Here is an 18,791-nt window from a genome sequence, read left to right on the forward strand (position 1 = left end):
AATTAATCATTGATTTTTACATATATGCTTCAATCGGCTCGCAAGTACAAACCAGATTTCTGTCACCATACGCTTCATCTACTCTTGCAACCGTCGCAAAGAATTTGTGTGTTCTCACCCATTCCAATGGATAAGCAGCTTTCTCTCTACCGTAAGGTTTGTCCCAATTGTCAGAGATGACCAATTGCTCAGTATGAGGTGCGTTTTTCAAAACGTTGTTTGTAGCATCCGCTTCACCATTAGCAATTTCCTCAATCTCTTTTTTGATATTGATTAATGCTTCAGCAAATCTGTCAATTTCTTCCTTGTTTTCAGACTCGGTTGGTTCTATCATCAATGTCCCGGCTACAGGGAAACTCACTGTTGGCGCGTGGAAACCATAATCCATCAAACGTTTTGCAACATCTGCCACCTCAATTCCTAAAGATTTGAACTGACGGAAATCTACGATACATTCGTGCGCCACTCTGCCTTTATCATTAGCATAAAGGATTGGGAAATGCTCTGCCAAGATTTCCTTCAGATAATTAGCATTTAAGATAGCGTGTTCAGTAGCTTTCTTCAACCCTGAAGTTCCCAACATTTTGATGTAAGCATAAGAGATATTAAGAATCAATCCAGAACCATAAGGTGCCGCAGAAATACCTTCAATTGCTTCTTTTCCACCCGTTGCGATATTAGCATTGGTTGGTAAGAAAGGAACTAAATGTTCAGCCACACAGATTGGACCAACACCAGGACCACCACCACCGTGAGGAATGGCGAAAGTCTTATGAAGATTCAGGTGGCAAACGTCTGCTCCGATATTTCCAGGGCTTGTAAATCCAACCTGAGCGTTCATATTTGCACCATCCATATAGATTTGTCCACCGTGTTTGTGCGTTAGTTTAGTAATTTCTTTAATATTAGCATCGAAGAAACCGTAAGTCGATGGATAAGTAATCATCACACAAGACAAATTCTCAGAATGTTGTTCTGTCTTAGCTTTGAAATCTTCAAAATTAATTTCTCCATTCTCAAGATTCTTCACAACCACGATTTTCATTCCTGCCATTGCAGCAGAGGCCGGATTAGTTCCGTGCGCAGATTGAGGAATTAATACAATATTTCTGTGTCCTTCGCCTCTGTTTTTATGGTATTCTCTGATGACCATTAGACCTGCATATTCACCTTGAGCACCAGAGTTTGGTTGAAGAGAAGTTCCTGCAAAACCTGTGATTTCTGCCAAATCTTTCTCCAACTCTTTAATCATCGCTTGATAACCGCCTGCTTGCTCTGTTGGTACAAATGGATGCACACCACCCCATTCTCCCCAAGACAAAGGAATCATTTGAGTTGCAGCATTCAGTTTCATTGTACAAGAACCTAGAGAAATCATTGAGTGCGTCAGTGACAAATCTTTTCTCTCCAGACGTTTGATGTAACGCATCAATTCTGTCTCAGTATGATATTTGTTGAAAACTTCTTCATCCAGAATACTATCAGTTCTCAATAATTCTTCTGGAATCGAATATTCTTCTTTAAGGCTAACTTTATAACCTTGTTTTCCTTTGAACTGAGCAAAAGCTTCAATCAAATGATTTAATTTATCAACCGTCGTAGTTTCGTTAATAGAAATACTAACAATGCCCTGAGAGAAATAATTGAGATTAATTTTCTGGTCTCTCATTTTCATTCTCAAAGACGCTTTCTCCTCCTCGTGCAGTCTGAATTTAACCGTATCAAAAACCGGTTCCGATACGATATCATAACCTAAAATCTGTAATGCATCTCCAAGTGCATTAGTCTTATAATGGATTTGGTCAGCAATGAAATTTAAACCTTTAGGTCCGTGATAAACAGCATACATTCCAGCCATTACTGCCAAAAGAACCTGAGCTGTACAAATGTTTGAAGTTGCTCTTTCTCTTTTGATGTGCTGTTCTCTGGTTTGCAAAGCCATTCTCAATGCTCGTTTACCGTACATATCCTGAGAAACTCCGATGATTCTTCCAGGGATGTCTCTCTTGTAATCTTCTTTACAAGTGAAAAACGCTGCGTGAGGACCACCATACCCCATAGGAATCCCAAATCTCTGCGTGGTACCAACAGCACAATCAGCGCCCATATCGGCAGGAGATTTTAGTTTCACCAAAGCCATCGGGTCACAAGCTACAACCACTTGCAAATCGAATTCTTTGTAAGAAGTAATATTGTCTGTATAATCTAGAACGATTCCGTTTTTGCCTGGATATTGCAACAAAACGCCAAAATAAGAATCATTGAATTGATGATTGATATGATTACCAACAATTACATCGATGCCAAGTCCTTCTGCTTTGGTTTTAAGGACAGAAACAGTTTGTGGAAGAACTAAATCTGAGATGAAAAACTTTGTAGAATTATTTTTCTTTTGGTCTTTAGTTCTGTTGTTGAAGAACATATGCATCGCTTCTGCAGCAGCCGTAGATTCGTCTAGAAGAGAAGCGTTGGCCAATGGGAAACCTGTCAAATCAGAAACTACAGTCTGGAAATTGAGTAATGCTTCCAATCTTCCTTGTGCGATTTCCGCTTGGTAAGGCGTATAAGCTGTGTACCAGCTTGGATTTTCAAGAATATTTCTTTGGATTGGCGAAGGCAGAATGGTATCGTTGTAACCAAATCCGATATAAGTATCGAAACCTGCATTTTTGGAAGCTAAATCTTTGGAATGTAAAAGCATCTCATACTCCGAAAGAGGCTCCGAGATATCCAGATCTTTTTCTAACCTGATAGAATCAGGAATGGTTTGTGAGATTAATTCTTCTATGCTTCCAGCCCCTACTTTCTTCAGCATTTCCGCTTTATCAGACTCATTAAGACTGATGTGACGATTTACGAATTGTTGTGTATTCATTTATAAAACTTCAAATTAGATTCTTATTAATAAGGTTTGTAAATTTAATCAATTTTTAAAAATAATTATTAAGTGTAGAATTTGATAAAATCGATCGACACCATTTTATTTGATACAAAAAATTTATTTTTAAAGGCTATTTATTATATATCGTATCAATTTTATCCGAATATTTTTGGAGAACGATATTTCGTTTAATTTTTAAGGTCGGTGTAATTTCTCCGTTTTGGATTTCAAAATCTGCAGGCATCAGGATAAATTTCTTTATTTTCTCAAAACTTGAAACATTGCTTTGAATATCGTCTATGAGTTCCTGATAAAACTTCTGAACTTTTTCATTCTCCACTACTTCTTTCCAGTTGGTAAAAGTAACACCAAGCATTTTTATTTTTTCTTCTAATGTTTCAAAATTCGGAACAATCAAAGCAGAAACAAATGGCTTATCTTCCGCAATCAACATAATTTGGTTGATGTAGCTGTTGTTGGAAAACATATTCTCAATCGGTTGAGGCGCGATGTATTTTCCGTTCGAAGTTTTCATCAAATCTTTGATTCGATCTGTGATAGTCAGGTTTCCTTCGTTATCAAAAATACCGGCATCACCTGTTTTCATCCAGCCATCTTCGGTAAAAACTTTGGCGGTTTCTTCAGGATTTTTGTAATAACCTTTCATTATTCCGCTTCCTTTTACAAGAATCTCATTGTTCTCTCCGATTTTGATTTGAGAATCTCCCAACAACTTTCCTGCACTTCCGTATTTATATTTGGTGAATGGAAAAGCCGTCACAGTCGCCGTAGTTTCGGTCATTCCGTAACCAACAGTGATGTGAATTCCCATTGCATCAAAGAATTTCGTCACTTCTTCAGAAATCGATGCGCCACCACAAGGCATAAACCACAATCTTCCACCTAATTTGGTTTTGATTTTATTGAAAACCAAAGTGTCGGCGATTTTATATTTTTGATTTAATAAGAAAGGAATATTTTGTTGATTCCGTTTTAATTCCGAAACCTGACTTCCATTGTCGATTGCCCAAGCGAAGATTTTTTTCTTGATTGGAGAAGCAGTCGCCAGCATTTCGTTGATTCCTGCATAGATTTTTTGATAGAATCTCGGGACAGAACACATCGTGGTTGGACGAACTTCTGCCAAAGCACTGGCAATTAATTTTGGATTCTCCAAGAAACTGACTTTGGCGCCTTGAGAAAAACAGAACAATGTCCAGCTTCTTTCGAAAACGTGGCTGAGCGGCAGAAATGCCAAAGAATGTTCACCTTCAAAATTCTTGAAATCAAAAAATTTCACGTGTTTATCAAATGTGTCCTGAAAATTGCCGTGCGTAATCATTACACCTTTCGGAATTCCGGAAGTCCCGGACGTGTAAATGATTGTTGCAACATCGTCATTCATTCTTTCGACAATGTCAAATTTATCCGAAGCATTCTCAATAAAATCCTGAAGCGTAATGGATTTATCTTTTAATTTAAAACTACTTTTTGCTGAAATAATTAGTTCAACATTTTGCGATTTGCTTAATAATTCGTGGCAAATATCGTATTGTTCTTCGTTTCCTGCTAAGATGATTTTTGGTTCAGCGTGGTGGAAAATATACTCCACCTGCTCCGTTCCGTTGGTAGAATAAATTGGAACGGTAATCGCGCCAAGACACAACGTAGCCAAATCCATCATCATCCATTCCGGCGAGTTGTCCGCAAAAATCGCTACTCTATCATCCTTTTGGACTCCAGCTTTTACAAGCGCGTTGGCTGTTTTTAAAACTGTTTTTTGGAATCTCGCCCAAGTCAGTTCCTTCCATTCATTATTTTTTTTGAATCCTACAGAAGCCTTCTGTGGAAATCTTTTGACATTCTTATTCAGAAATTCCGCAATGTTCATTAATTAGATTTTGAAATGCTTTCAGCATAATTTTTTAAGTGGAAATCTACACTTTTTTCAATTGGAATAAACTCGTAATTCAAAGTTTCACGAATTTTTTTATTGGTAATTTTCGAATCTGATTTAACAGTTTCTACATTGGTTTTGTTTGCCAATTTGAGAATCGGAATCAACCAACCAAGCAAAGTTGAAAATACTGGTAAGATATCAAGAACCGAATCCGAGATGATTTTCACAGGTTTCTTGCCAAAAACTTTTCGGACTTTATCAGAAATCGTTTTATATTTAATATTTTCGGAAGTCACAATGAATCTTTGTCCGAAAATTGATTTTTCCATCAATTCAATAGCAACATTCGCCACATCCCGGACATCGACATAAGCTGTAGAACCTGGAAACGTAAAACCGTTCGACAATTCTTTGAACAATTTTCCACTGCTGTGATTCCAGTTTCCGGAACCGATGATTAAGCCTGGGTTGATGATGACCGTATTCAAACCTTCGTATTGGGCGCGCCAAACTTCCATTTCTGAAACATATTTGGAAATCGCATAATCCGAATGGTGAAGCTTCTCATTAAAATCGGAATTTTCATCCATTTCCCCTTTTTCATTATATCCATCCAAAACAGCAATAGAACTCACGAAAAGAAACTTTTTAACTTGATTAGAATCTAAGGCGAAGAGTAATTTCTGAGTAACTTCAGAATTATTTCTGTATAATTCCTTCTCATCTTTGGGATTGAAACTTACTTTGGCAGAACAGTGGTAAACTTCTTCAACATCTTTCAAAACATTCTCCAAAGATTCTGAATCTTCGAAATCAACATTAACCCACTCAATTTGATTGAAATAAAAATCAGGCTGGTCGGTATAAAATCGGTAAGATTCTAAAACATCTTTCAGGTTGCTGGATTTTCTTTTGGTGGCACGGACTTGTTTGCCTTTTTTCAAAAGCTCGAGAACGATAACTCTTCCCAAAATCCCCGTTGCGCCAGTTACTAAAATCATTCTATGTCAGGTGTTTGATGTCCGATATCGGATGTTTTTTTGAAAAGATTAATAATGAGAATGGAATTAACAATGGTATAAGCAACAATAACTCCGATAAAATACCACAAACTTTTGCCTTCCAAAATCAAAAAGTAATTTCCCGTTCCGGAAAGTGAATCCCGAAGTACAAAAAACAAAAGTCCTAAAAGAAAAAGATTGATTAAACCTGAAAAAATTAAAATAATCTTGTAAATAGTTTCCTGATATTTCCTCATTAAGAGATTTTTACAAAGATAATTCAATTCGGGAAAAAATCGTTTATACTTTTCTTGAAATCTATCAGTAAATTAATGGGTATTTTCTTTGATAAAATTGAAGGTTTTCTCGAACATCAATTCGTGATCAGATTCTTTGTTAAGCCCGTGATTCCCTTTTTTGATGGAAATCATTTCATTTTTAACTTGGTTTTTATCCAAAGCTTCTTTCAAGATCTCTGCCTGGGAATAAGGAACTATTTTATCCTTCGTGCCGTGAATAATCAATGTTGGAACAGAAGAATTGCTGATGTAAGTGATTGGAGAATATACCTTCAGACGATTGACAGCCTCGTCTTTTTGTTCTTTTACATTATAACCTGTGAACCCAAAAACCAGTTTGTTTCTGATGTCATAAATCTTTGGAAAAATCAGTTTAAAAATAAAAATCATAAAACCAGGCGCTTCTGTACGGAACAATTTGTTCATATCCGCTGGTCCAAAATAATCGATAAAATAATTGATTTTCGATGAATAATTAGGGAGACTGCTATATTCAGAAAATAGAGAATCATTGGAGTAAGCTGCAATCATCCCAATCTGTCCACCTGCCGAAGCTCCCAAAATGCCAATATTCTCCGTATCGAAATTATATTTCTCAGAATTTGCTCTAATCCAGCGAATGGCCTCTTTTGTATCTTCAATTGGTGTCGGAAAATGAGTTTTTTCATTGAGCAAAGTATAATTGATGCTTACCACAGCATAACCTTCTTTTATAAACTTTAAGAAAAAACCACTTAGGTAATAATCATCGCGAAGCGCTTTATCGCCTTCTGCCCAACCTCCGCCGTGGACAAAAACTAAAACCGGAGATTTTTTAGCTGTTTTTTGAGGAAGATAGATATCAAGCTTCTGCTGAGCCGTGTCTTTTATTTTATAAGTAACATCTTTGAAATTTAAAGTTTCTGAAAGCTTTTCCTGAGCAGCGGAAATTGTCAAAATAAAGATCAGAATAAAAGAAATCGGCCATTTCATAGAGTCACAAATTAAAATATGGATTCGGTAATACAAGGCTTATACCATTACCAAATCCATATTGAATTATATTTTTATACCGACTAAAGAAGAAAATCTTTCACTGCCGCATTGAAATCGACAGGATTATTCGCCTGAACCCAATGTTCTGCATTTTTGATTTTAATAATTTTAGAATCTGGGAATTGTTGTTTAATCAGGAACTCATCTTGAGGCAAAATATAATTGGAATTTGCGCCGCCAATGAACAAAGTTGGACCTTTAAAAATACCAAACTTGATGGCATTCGATACAAATTCTGTGTATTTTTCAGCTAATGTTTTTAGATTAAATCTCCAAGCTAGCTTTTTATCATCTGTCCAATACAGATTCTTCATCAGAAACTGAATCACAAATTTTTCGTGAATATATTCGCCCAAAACGGCTTCTACATCTTGTCGGGATTCCACTTTGTCAAAATCCACACTTTGCAAAGCCTTGATAATCCCTTGATGATGTGGCGGATAGGCTTTTGGCGTAATATCTACAACAATCAGTTTTTCCAATCTTTCAGGGAAATTAATCGCAAACTGCATAACTGCTTTTCCTCCCAAAGAATGTCCCAAAACATTAGCTTTCTGAATGTTATGAGCATCCATATAATTAGCAATATCCTGAGTCAAATCATCGTGTGACATAGAATCTGAATGAAAACTTCTGCCGTGATTTCTCAAATCTAAGATGTGAGTCGGCATCAATTCTCCAAATTCTTTTCCAAAACTTCCCCAATTATCGAGCATTCCGAATAATCCGTGAAAAACCAAAAGTGGTGTTTCCGTTCTCTCTTCTCCGTATATTTTTGAATGTAAAATTTCCATTAATATTTATTAAATTTTATTCGAATTGAGCATTAAAAATCTGTTTTTCTCTTTCTATTTCATTTCTCAATTCTTCTTCTGTTGGCAAAAACAATTTGTATTTTGTAGCAAATAATTGCTCATTTCCTTTCAAGATAGAATATTTTGCAATATCGCTGTCGGTTTCTGTACAAAGCACTATTCCAATGGTTGGATTGTCGGATTCGGATTTTTCGAAATCGTCAAACATCCTCACATACATATCCATTTGACCGACATCCTGATGCGAAATTTTTGTGGTTTTCAAATCTAATAAAACAAAACATTTTAGTTTATAATTATAGAAAACCAAGTCGATATAAAACGTATTATTTTCAGTTCTGATGAGCTTTTGTCTTTCTACGAATGCAAAACCTTTTCCCAATTCCAAAATGAATTTTTGAAGATTTTCGATTAAAGCTTTTTCTAATTCTTTTTCTGTGTAAGAAAGATTATTAGGAAGATTCAAAAATTCTAAAACCGTTGGATTTTTAATAAATTCAAATTTATCCAATTGGAAATCTTTAGTCTTTTCTATCATTTCCCTTTCAACTTCATTTTTATTTTGACTCATTAAAAGCCTCTCAAAATAAAGTGTGGAAATATTCCTATCCAAAGTTCTAACGGTCCAATTATTTTCTGCAGCTTCTCTGAGGTAATAATTTCTGGCTTCTTTATTGTCCTGTCTCATAATCAACCTTATATGAGACCAAGTCAATTTGGCACACAGTGTGTGCCGAATCTCTTCTTCTGGAAATGTCAGATAAAATTGTCTAAAGTTACGCAAGTTACGTTCAGAAAAACCTTTTCCAAGATTTTCCGTGAGCTCTGTGGACAGAGATTTTATAATGAATTTTCCATACTCAGCACGTTCTTCTCCATTTTGTTCTTCTTCTACAATTCTTTTTCCAACAGACCAGTAAGCTTCCACCATCGCAGAATTAATGGCAGAATAAGATTTCTGTCTCGCCAGTTCTAAGATTTTCTGGATGTCGGTAATGAAACTCATTTTAGAAGTATAAAAATTTAATCATTAAATTATAAACTACCATTTCGCCAATCGCTTCAAATAAGCTTGAACTGTATTTTCCAAACCAAGATAAAGCGCTTCCGAAATCAATGCATGACCAATAGAAACTTCCAAAAGATTCGGAACATTATCTGCGAAATATTTTAAGTTGTCTAATGACAAATCGTGCCCGGCATTGATTCCCAAACCAAATTCACTTGCAACTACAGCCGTTTTAAAATATGATTCTATAGCAAATTCCTTATTATCAAAATAATGTTTGGCATAAGCTTCTGTATAAAGTTCGATTCTATCTGTTCCCGTTTCTGCAGCAAACTTTACAATTTCCGGATTTGGGTCAAGGAAAATAGACGTTCTGATTCCAGCATTTTTGAATTCCGAAATAACAGATTTCAAAAAATCTAAATTCTTTTCACAATCCCAGCCGGCGTTGGATGTTATTGCATCATCAGCATCAGGAACCAGCGTCACTTGTTCTGGTTTTACTTCCAAAACCATATCGATAAACGGACGATGTGGATTTCCCTCGATATTGAATTCCGTTGTTACCAAAGGTTTCAAATCGTAAACATCTTTTCTTGTGATATGCCTTTCGTCTGGTCTTGGATGGATTGTAATTCCCTGCGCTCCGAATCTTTCCAAATCCAAAGCAACTTGAGTTACACTTGGAACATCGCCACCTCTTGCATTTCTCAGCGTTGCGATTTTATTGATATTGACACTAAGTTTGGTCATAATTTATAAATGATAATTGATTTTTATATTTTGTTTACCTGCATTATCTCGAGGTCAAATTCTTTGGAAGCCACCAAAAGATGGTCAAAAATATCGGCCTGAATCTGCTCAAAATTGACCCAGTTAGAATCATTGGCAAAACAATAGATCTCCAAAGGCATTCCTTGCGGTGTAATCTCCATTTGTCTCACCATTATCGTTCCTTCCTGGTCGATATTAGGATTATTTTTAAGATAATTCAAAGCGTAAATTCTGAAAGTTCCAATGTTGGTCAATTGCTGACCATTGATAATCTCATCAGCGTTTTTCAGTGTACTTTTCTGAGCATCAATTTCTTTTTTCTTTTCCACGAGATAATCGTGAATCAGATTAATCTTCAACAATTCACTAAAAGCTTCATCATTCAGAAATTTGAAAGATTTGATATTAAATACAATAGATTTTTTTATTCGTCTCGTATTCGTTTCAGACATCACCTGCATATTTTTGATTTCTGTTGTCAGCAAATCATAAGTCGGAATAGTTGAAAGTGTTTTATCAAAGTTTCTGATCTTCGTTGTCAACAAATCGATATCTTCTATATTACCTTCGATAGAATATTTTGGAATGGCCACCCAGTCGCCTACTTTCAAATTCTTGGAAGTAGCAACATGGATTCCCGTTACGAAACCTAAAATTGTATCTCTGAAAACCAAAACAATAACGGCAGTTATTGCTCCTAAACTTCCCAAAACAGTAGTTCCACTTATACCGAACAAAACACAAATAGCTATAACTCCAAAAATAAATCCACCAAAAATCCTAACGGTTTGAGAAATAGAATTGATAGCGATGATTTTATAATAATCCTGCTGAATCAGGTAATAATTCTGTAAAACTTTGATAAAACGGAAAGCCATATTAGCAATCACCAAAACAATCAAAATCCCAATAAGCCTTTCCAGAAAAACAAAGCTTTTGGGATGCCTGTAAAAGATAGAAAACAAGGCATAATTCCCAAATCCTAAAGCCAAAATATTAGCCACAGAGTTGGTGACTTTTGCTTTATAAATGGATTTCATTACAGGATATTTCTCCTTATCAAAAAAGAATTTGAATATAAGATTGATTCCGTTTTTCAGAAGAAAAGCAACAATAAAAATTAAGAATATCAGAAGCGCAAATTTTAGTGTAATTTGACTTGCTAAGACAAATTCATCAGGAAAAAAATCTTTACAGAAAAAATGAATTTCATCACTGATTCGTTGAAGAAAATCTTTGTAATCTATGAGTTCGTTTTTCATTGAGAGGAATTATTTCACAAATTTAAGGATAAAATAAATCTTTTGGCATTACTTTGAATGTTGTATTTTTAAATAAATTTAAAAACTATGGATTCTGTTTTTATCGACATTATCGCTTTGGTTCTGCTTTTTGTAGGAATGCTGGGAACTTTCCTTCCCGTTTTGCCCGGATTATTATTGAGTATCTGTGGCTTACTGATATTCAAATTTGGGACAGAAAATAATATGCCAATGATTTATGTCTGGATTTTCGCGTTCCTAACTCTTGTTTCCACAGTTCTGAATTACGTTATTCCCGCAAAAACCAACAAAAAATATGGAGGAACTCGCTACGGAAGTATTGGTTCTTTTATTGGAACGCTTCTCGGTTTGTTTTTCATTCCGATTCCCTTAGGATTTTTAATCGGAATGTTATTAGGTGTTTTTCTTGGAGAATTGTTACACGATGTTAACGATAGAAAAAAAGCCTTCAACTCTATGAAAGGCGCTTTTATTGGCTTTGTATATGGCACCGGTTTTAGTTTAATGGTTGGGCTGGCAATGTTTTTGGTTGTTGGCTATTATATTTTCTTTTAAAACTTTTGAATGATGAAATTTAAAGCACTTTTATTTGCACCTATCCTTTTGTTGATGAGCAATTGCAAAACACAATCTCAAACTTCAACATCAGATAATATTATTAAACTTGGAGTCAACAAAAAGGTTACGATTCCAAATTCAAAGACGAGTATAGAATTTAAAGAAATTATCGAAGACAGCCGTTGCCCTGCCAATGTAACTTGTGTTTGGGAAGGTATTGCGATTGTCAATCTAAATGCATTTTCAGGAAAAGATACTAAAGACATCAAAGTCGCAACAAGAGATTTCTTACCAAAAGAAGTTACCAAATCTTTTAATTATGCGGGCTATAGATTTACGGTGCAGGAAGTAAAACCTTATCCTGGAGGAAAAGAAGAAGCGCCTAGTGTGACTCTTAAATATGAGAAAGAATAGTAAATCTCTGAGATAAATAAACTCTAAAATTCTCTAACTTTCTAACTCTAAACCCAATTTATCCCCAAACAATTGGATTTTTCCCTTTTTCTAAAAGATACTTATTGATTTTAGAAAACGGCTTGCTTCCGAAAAAACCTCTGTAAACAGAGAATGGTGAAGGATGTGCCGATTGAATAATAAAATGTTTAGTCTCGTCTATCAGCGAGGCTTTTTTTTGTGCAAATGCGCCCCAAAGTACAAACACGACATTTTGTTTTCTATCAGAAATTTGTTTAATGATATAATCTGTAAACGTTTCCCAACCAAGGTCTCTATGCGAATTGGGCTCGTGCGCTTTTACGGTTAGAGTTGCATTAAGAAGAAGAACACCCTGTTTTGCCCAATCTTGTAAATCTTTATTTTTTCTATTGATTCCCATATCTTCTTTCAGTTCAATAAAGATATTTTTGAGAGAAGGCGGCGCCGTGACATGCTCAGAAACAGAAAAGCAAAGTCCGTTAGCTTGTCCGTCATTATGATAAGGGTCTTGCCCGATAATCACAACTTCCACATCATCAAATTCCGTCAGTTCCAAAGCACGGAAAATCTCATTTTTAGGAGGAAAACATTTAGTAGAATTATATTGAATTTTTACTTTCTCCCAAAGTTGATTAAAATAATCACTTTCCTTTATCGGCTTCAAAACTTCTTTCCAAGTCATTTTTCTGATTTTTTACAAAATTAAATTTAAAAAACTATTAACACAAAGCGCAAAAACATTTTTAGTCAACATTATTAAAAATCGCAAATTGGAATTGCAAAGATTTGCAACTTATCATAACGAAATAATATTAAAAATTAGCGGCTTGGCGGTAAAAACAACAAAGCAAATTTGCTGACATTTCCTCCAAAATAAAGTTAATTATTCATAAAAGACCTTTGGCTTAATTTTTATTGTAATAAATTCGGGCGAAATTTTAAATTTTATCTAAAAATATAGTCCTCAATAGAATGAAAATCTGGAATAGTTTTATTTTCTCAACAATATTTATGGCTAATTTATCTGCACAGAATACGATTATCGTAGGAACTTACACCAACAGTGAGAAGTGCAGCAGTGGCGGAATTCACATTTTCGATTTTGATGAAAACACCTATAAATATAACCTCAAATATCATACAGAAAATATCATTAATCCAAGTTTTGTAAGCCTTAGTCCAGACAAAAAATTTCTATTTTCTGTCAACGAGAATGGCTACAAAAGTACAATCACTTCTTTTTCTATCGACGAACCTAATGGAACTCTAATCAAAAAAGATGAACGTAAAACGCAAGGTGAAGACCCGTGTTTCTTGATTTCCGATGACCAAAATATTATCGTAGCCAATTATTCCGGTGGAAGCATCAATGTTTTCAAACGTTATGCTGATGGAAAATTATCCGATGTTTTCCAGAATATCAAATTTGAAGGTGTTGGTGTGAATCCGAAAAGACAGGAAAAATCACACATTCATCAGGTTCAGTTTTCTCAGGATGGAAAATATGTTTTGGCAACTGATTTAGGTTTGGATAAAATTTATGTTTTCAAATACAACAAAACTGGCGAAAAAGTTCTGGAAAAAGTTGGTGAATTTGATGCAAAGAAAGGTTCCGGACCAAGACATATTGCGTTTGATAAAAGTGGAAAATTAATTTATCTTGTTCAGGAATTGAGTGGTGATTTATCTGTTCTAAGTTTTAATGAAGGTAAGATTGAATTAATTCAAGAAGAAACTCTGTTATCCAGAAAAGTTAGGTTCAATTTCAGAGCGGCGGATATTCATTTATCGGACAATGAAAAATTTTTATACGTTACCAATCGTGATGATGCCGACGATATTACGACTTTCAAAATCTTGGAAGATGGAAAAGTCAAAAGAATTCAGCAAATCAAAACAACAGGTAGAAATCCTAGAAACTTCGCCATCAGTCCTAATAATAAATTGGTTTTGATAGCCAACCAAGACACCAATAGAATCAATATTTTCAGTAGAGATTTGAAAACCGGCGAATTGACTCCAACTAATAAGTCGATTCCCGTTTGTGCTCCTGTGAACGTCATTTTCTATGAAAAAGGTAAATAATTTTACAGCTAAACAATATTTTAAACAAAACACAGTTCTAATAGATTAATGCTTGATGAAATCGATGCTTGATAAAAAATTTATCCTTACCTTTTTTCTGATTTTAATAAATGGTTTACTTTTCTCACAAAATGAAAAAGAAAACCAAATCGAAGACGTCGTTATCAAAGGCGTTAAAAAATATAAGAACAAAAAAGAAAATCCGGCTTACGCTATTATGCAGCAAGTCTGGAAAAAGAAAAAATCCAACGGACTTCTGCTCCACAAAGATTATCAATACAAAACTTACGAGAAAATCGATTTTCGTCTTGATAATATCGACAGTGCTTTTACCAAGAAAAAAGCGTTTCGCGGAATGGATTCTATCATTTTCAAATACAATGATTCTTCTGAGATTGCGGGAAAAGCGGTTCTTCCTATCTTCATAACAGAAAGCATCTTCAATGTTTATGGTAAAAATGGTCCAAAGAAAGAACGTAAAGATTTGGTTGCGACAAGACTTTCGGGACTGAAGAATAATCAAATTGTTTCCAAAACGATACAGAATATGTATCAGGACATCAATATTTATGACAACACGATTAATTATCTGAATATTGGTTTTGTAAGTCCAGTTTCTACCGATGGTTTTGGTATTTTCGATTATAATATTACGGATACGATTGAGGTTAATACTGTTCGTTCTTACGAGATTCGGTTCACGCCAAAAAATCCTGATGCATTGGCTCTGAAAGGGCGTCTTTACATTTCTATGGACAAGTACAATGTAATGAAAGTAGAGATGGAAACGAATAAAAAAATCAATATCAATTTCGTCAAAAACATTGCTACAGATTTGGAATTCGATAATCCAGACGATTCTACTTTTATCCCAATCAGAAACGAAACGACCTTGCAATTGGTTCTCAATGATAAGGAAAAAGCAAAATATGTACTTGCAAAAAGGGTTGCCAACTATTCCGATTATCAGTTTGATAAAGGATTAACGGATGATTTCCTCAACAAAATTGTTGTTCCCGAAGACGAAATGGTTGCTAAGGACGAAGAGTATTGGCAAGTTAACAGAACTGAACCGCTAACAACCAGTCAACAGAATATCTACAAAATGTACGACGAATTAGAACATAATCCGAAGTACAAAAAGGTTGTTAAAATCATAGAAATTGGAAACTCCGGCTACATCCCTCTCGGGAAAAGTGGTATTGATTTCGGGAATATTTTTCAGGGATTTGGTTATAATGATATAGAAGGAACCAGGCTAAGAGGTGGTTTCAGGACCTATCGTGGAAAGAACGATATGTGGCGAATCCAGGCGTACACTGCTTACGGTTTCCGAGACCAAAAATGGAAATTTGGTGGTGAAGCAAAATATATGTTCAATAAAACCGATCGTTTTCAGATTGGTGCCGGTTTTAGAAAAGACGTTTTACAGTTAGGCGTTCAATTGACGACAGACGAAGGAATTATGACAAGGTCTTTTGCTTCTTCTTCTGTCCTTAACAGTGGAGAAACGACTTCTATGAGTTCTGTGAAACAAAGTAATATCTATACGAGTATCGAACCTTGGAAAAACATCCAATTGCGTCTGGATGCGACCCAACAAAGCATCGAATCTGCAGATTCTAACTTGTTCAATATTAATTATTACAGAGGCGGCGTCTTGCGATCAGATTTGAATGACACGAGATTCACAGCAACAATTATTGCAAGACCTGGAATAAAATTTTCCACTTATGGCGTTGATCGTTACGAAATGACAGCTTTAGCCACTAATCCAACTTTGATTTTAAAATACACAAAAGGAGTTGGTGGTGTCTTTAATTCTGATTTTAATTATAACAAATTACAATTCTATTATTATCAACCTGTGATTTTAGGAAATTGGGGAAGATTATTTGCGAATGTTGAAGCCGGTAAAAACTTTGATGCACTTCCACTCGCTTTGCAAAATGTGATGCCTGCCAATCAATCTTATGGTTTGGTAAGAGGTGTTTTTTCTTTGATGAATTATTATGAATTTGTAGCAGATTCTTATGCTGTTTTGTTTTTGGAGCATCACTTCAATGGGAAAATTTTATCACAAATTCCTTTGATTAAAAAGCTTAAATTAAGAGAAGTTGCATTTTTCCGTTCTGGCGTTGGAAGTCTGAAGCAAGAATCCATAACGATGAATGCCGGAAATATGAACCTAAGTGCTCCTGAAAAACCTTATTACGAATATGGTTTTGGAATCGAGAATATTGGTTGGGGCAATTTCAGAATATTGAGAGTCGATTTTAACTGGAGAGGAAATTACTTAAATCATAAAACAACCGCAAATACCGATGTAAGAAAATTTGGTGTTCAGTTTGGTTTCCAGATGAATTTTTAGGAAATTTGTGACAATACAGGTTTAATTCTGTAAATGTCTAATTCCAGATTAATTCGTCACCAAATGAAATTCCAAAAAATCTTTCTATTATTAAGTTTCTTAATTTTTACAAGTTTATACTCACAAAGACAATTTGTATTTTTTGGTTCTTACAATTGGGACAAAGGTTCGGAAGCGGTTTATGTTTATGAATTGGATACAGAAACCGGAAAACTGACGAAAGTTGCTTCATCTTCTGACGTTATCAATCCAGGTTATATTACAGTTTCGTCTGATGGGAAATACGTTTACGCATCTTCTGATGCCAAGACTCCAAATTATGGAACAGTAAGTTCTTTTGCGTTTGATCCCGATAAGAAAACATTAACTTTTCTCAATCAACAAAAAACGGGTGGCGAAAATCCTGTTTATGTGAATGTTGATAAAAGCGGAAAATGGCTTATTAATGCAACATACAATCAAGCCACTATTTCTGTTTTTCCTCTTCTTGAAAATGGCAAAATAGATTCGATAGCGCAGCATTTCAAATTCACGGAAGGAAGTGGTGTTGATGCGAAAAGGCAGGAGAAAGCACACACGCATTCTGTAGTTTTTTCGCCCGATTTTAAAACTGTACTTTTTGCAGATTTGGGAGCGGATAAAATATTACAATATCCATTTGATGCAATCCAAAAACAACCTTTGATTGATAGCCAAAGTACATTCATCAATACAAAACCTGGAAGCGGACCAAGACATATCACTTTTAGCAAAGATGGAAAATTGGCTTATTCTATTGAAGAATTGGCTGGGATGATTTCGGTTTATGATTTTTCTGAAAACAAGCTTAAAGAAATCCAAAGAATTGCAACCCATCCCGACAAAATAAAAGACGGTTTTGAAAGTTCTGATGTTCATATTTCTCCAGACGGAAAATTCCTCTATGCGACCAACAGAGGAAAGGAAAATAATATAGCGATTTTCAAAGTTTTAAATGACGGAAAATTAGAATCTATCGGCTATCAAAAAACAAGAGGAAAACATCCCAGAACTTTTGCGATTGATGAAACTGGAAAATTCATTATTGTGACTAATGTTATTTCGCAAGATGTAACTGTTTTCAAAAGAAACTTAGAAACCGGAATATTGAAAAAAGTCGGAAAACCAATTAAAATCAAAAATGTGACTTGTGTGAAAACGAAGATGTATTGATTTTATCTGATCGCAAAGGCGCAACCTTTCTAGAAAATAATATCTCTAAAAAGTCGCAAAAGAAAACTTTGCGACTTTTTTGTTGTTAGAATATAAAACGTTCTTGCGACTTTGCGTTAAATATAATTCTATCTTTGCAAAATGGACGTTAGAGCAAAAAAACATCTTGGTCAACATTTTCTTACAGACCAGAATATCGCACGCAACATTGTAGATTCGTTGTCTTTTGAAGGCTACAAAAAAGTTTTGGAAGTCGGTCCGGGAATGGGCGTTCTTACAAAATTTCTTCTCGAAAAAGAGTCAGAAATCTATGTTGCAGAAATCGACCAGGAATCTATCGTCTATCTGAAAAACCATTATCCAAAGCTTGAAGAGCAACATTTTGTTGGTGACTTTCTGAAAATCAATATCCCGGAAGTTTTTGGGGAAGAATTGGCTGTGATTGGGAATTTTCCTTATAATATTTCGTCTCAGATTTTGTTTAAAATTATAGATAATTTCCAGTTTGTTCCAGAAATGAGCGGAATGTTCCAGAAAGAAGTGGCTGAAAGAACCGCCGCAAAACCGAGAACAAAAGATTACGGAATTCTATCAGTTTTGGTTCAGGCTTATTACGATGTGGAATATCTTTTTACGGTTCACGAACATGTCTTCAATCCACCTCCAAAAGTAAAATCCGGCGTTATCCGAATGACCCGAAATTTGAAAGAAGGATTAGCTGGAAATGAGGTTCTATTCAAACAAATCGTAAAAGCTGGTTTTGGACAAAGACGTAAAAAGATGAGCAACGCTTTGAAAGTTCTTGATATCCCTGAAAATATGAAATCTCACCCGTTCCTTGACATCAGAGCTGAAGAATTGTCTGTTGCAGATTTTATTGCTTTTGCGAATGAGTGGAAAGTGAGTTTGGGAGCTTGAGTGTTTGAATGTTTGAGTGTTTGAGTGTTTGAGTGTTTGAGTGTTTATCAAAAACTAAATTATAACATAGTATTGTCATTCCGTAGGAATCTCGACAGCGACGTTTAGATTCCTACGGAATGATAAATATTATGCTGATTATTTTAATACATAATGCTCTAATTATCGACAAGTGTTCTAAAAAAGACAAATCTAATAGCCCCGATTGTAGTGGAAATCCTTTTTCTTTTCTTTCA

Annotated in this window: 16 protein-coding genes; 6 read left to right on the forward strand and 10 right to left on the reverse strand. The window is 35.0% G+C overall.

The genetic code is table 11. The annotated features are described in order from the left end of the window. Positions 1 to 16 precede the first annotated feature (16 nt). The 9 genes from gcvP to KI430_RS05450 all read right to left on the reverse strand — a co-directional run bounded on the left by gcvP (position 17) and on the right by KI430_RS05450 (position 10,976). Positions 17 to 2,875 (reverse strand): aminomethyl-transferring glycine dehydrogenase, encoded by a 2,859-nt coding sequence (gene gcvP / locus KI430_RS05410; RefSeq protein ID WP_248877241.1) that lies wholly within the window; start codon positions 2,873 to 2,875, stop codon positions 17 to 19. 136 nt (positions 2,876 to 3,011) lie between these two features. Then, the gene (locus KI430_RS05415) at positions 3,012 to 4,772 is read right to left on the reverse strand and encodes an AMP-dependent synthetase/ligase (protein WP_248877242.1); all 1,761 of its coding nucleotides are present in this window, start codon (positions 4,770 to 4,772) and stop codon (positions 3,012 to 3,014) included. Then, positions 4,772 to 5,782: an NAD-dependent epimerase/dehydratase family protein gene (locus tag KI430_RS05420; protein ID WP_248877243.1), complete on the reverse strand. Its 1,011-nt coding sequence runs from the start codon at positions 5,780 to 5,782 to the stop codon at positions 4,772 to 4,774. The genes KI430_RS05415 and KI430_RS05420 overlap by 1 nt, the downstream gene beginning before the upstream one ends. After that, positions 5,779 to 6,039, reverse strand: a complete 261-nt coding sequence (locus KI430_RS05425) for a hypothetical protein (RefSeq protein WP_248877244.1) — start codon at positions 6,037 to 6,039, stop codon at positions 5,779 to 5,781. Before KI430_RS05425 ends, KI430_RS05420 begins: the two co-directional genes overlap by 4 nt. Before the next feature lie 72 nt (positions 6,040 to 6,111). Further along, positions 6,112 to 7,053 carry an alpha/beta hydrolase gene (locus tag KI430_RS05430; RefSeq protein WP_248877245.1) on the reverse strand — a complete coding sequence of 314 codons (942 nt, stop codon included), beginning with the start codon at positions 7,051 to 7,053 and terminating at the stop codon, positions 6,112 to 6,114. Between the two features lie 83 nt (positions 7,054 to 7,136). Continuing rightward, positions 7,137 to 7,910 (reverse strand): alpha/beta fold hydrolase, encoded by a 774-nt coding sequence (locus tag KI430_RS05435; protein WP_248877246.1) that lies wholly within the window; start codon positions 7,908 to 7,910, stop codon positions 7,137 to 7,139. A gap of 16 nt (positions 7,911 to 7,926) precedes the next feature. After that, on the reverse strand, positions 7,927 to 8,937 hold the full coding sequence (locus KI430_RS05440; RefSeq protein WP_248877247.1) for a YhcG family protein: 1,011 nt from the start codon (positions 8,935 to 8,937) through the stop codon (positions 7,927 to 7,929). A 36-nt stretch (positions 8,938 to 8,973) separates the two neighbouring features. Then, positions 8,974 to 9,693, reverse strand: a complete 720-nt coding sequence (locus tag KI430_RS05445) for a pyridoxine 5'-phosphate synthase (protein WP_248877248.1) — start codon at positions 9,691 to 9,693, stop codon at positions 8,974 to 8,976. A 23-nt stretch (positions 9,694 to 9,716) separates the two neighbouring features. Further along, positions 9,717 to 10,976 carry a mechanosensitive ion channel family protein gene (locus tag KI430_RS05450; RefSeq protein WP_248877249.1) on the reverse strand — a complete coding sequence of 420 codons (1,260 nt, stop codon included), beginning with the start codon at positions 10,974 to 10,976 and terminating at the stop codon, positions 9,717 to 9,719. Between the two features lie 87 nt (positions 10,977 to 11,063). On the opposite strand from KI430_RS05450, the gene KI430_RS05455 reads away from it, so the two are divergent. Both KI430_RS05455 and KI430_RS05460 read left to right on the forward strand, forming a co-directional pair. Then, positions 11,064 to 11,552 (forward strand): DUF456 domain-containing protein, encoded by a 489-nt coding sequence (locus tag KI430_RS05455; protein WP_248877250.1) that lies wholly within the window; start codon positions 11,064 to 11,066, stop codon positions 11,550 to 11,552. 9 nt (positions 11,553 to 11,561) lie between these two features. Further along, positions 11,562 to 11,969 (forward strand): hypothetical protein, encoded by a 408-nt coding sequence (locus tag KI430_RS05460; protein ID WP_248877251.1) that lies wholly within the window; start codon positions 11,562 to 11,564, stop codon positions 11,967 to 11,969. A gap of 58 nt (positions 11,970 to 12,027) precedes the next feature. On the opposite strand, the gene KI430_RS05465 is transcribed toward KI430_RS05460, so the two are convergent. Then, positions 12,028 to 12,672 (reverse strand): uracil-DNA glycosylase, encoded by a 645-nt coding sequence (locus KI430_RS05465; RefSeq protein ID WP_248877252.1) that lies wholly within the window; start codon positions 12,670 to 12,672, stop codon positions 12,028 to 12,030. Between the two features lie 329 nt (positions 12,673 to 13,001). Here KI430_RS05465 and KI430_RS05470 point away from each other — a divergent pair, with 329 nt between their 5' ends. The 4 genes from KI430_RS05470 to rsmA all read left to right on the forward strand — a co-directional run bounded on the left by KI430_RS05470 (position 13,002) and on the right by rsmA (position 18,555). Continuing rightward, positions 13,002 to 14,075: a lactonase family protein gene (locus tag KI430_RS05470; protein WP_248877253.1), complete on the forward strand. Its 1,074-nt coding sequence runs from the start codon at positions 13,002 to 13,004 to the stop codon at positions 14,073 to 14,075. A gap of 64 nt (positions 14,076 to 14,139) precedes the next feature. After that, positions 14,140 to 16,446: a DUF5686 family protein gene (locus KI430_RS05475; RefSeq protein WP_248877254.1), complete on the forward strand. Its 2,307-nt coding sequence runs from the start codon at positions 14,140 to 14,142 to the stop codon at positions 16,444 to 16,446. Between the two features lie 63 nt (positions 16,447 to 16,509). Then, positions 16,510 to 17,637 (forward strand): lactonase family protein, encoded by a 1,128-nt coding sequence (locus KI430_RS05480; protein WP_248877255.1) that lies wholly within the window; start codon positions 16,510 to 16,512, stop codon positions 17,635 to 17,637. A 141-nt stretch (positions 17,638 to 17,778) separates the two neighbouring features. Next, positions 17,779 to 18,555, forward strand: a complete 777-nt coding sequence (gene rsmA, locus KI430_RS05485) for a 16S rRNA (adenine(1518)-N(6)/adenine(1519)-N(6))-dimethyltransferase RsmA (protein ID WP_248877256.1) — start codon at positions 17,779 to 17,781, stop codon at positions 18,553 to 18,555. Positions 18,556 to 18,791 lie beyond the last annotated feature (236 nt).

It is taken from the genome of Epilithonimonas zeae (assembly GCF_023278365.1).
Taxonomy (GTDB): domain Bacteria; phylum Bacteroidota; class Bacteroidia; order Flavobacteriales; family Weeksellaceae; genus Epilithonimonas; species Epilithonimonas zeae_A.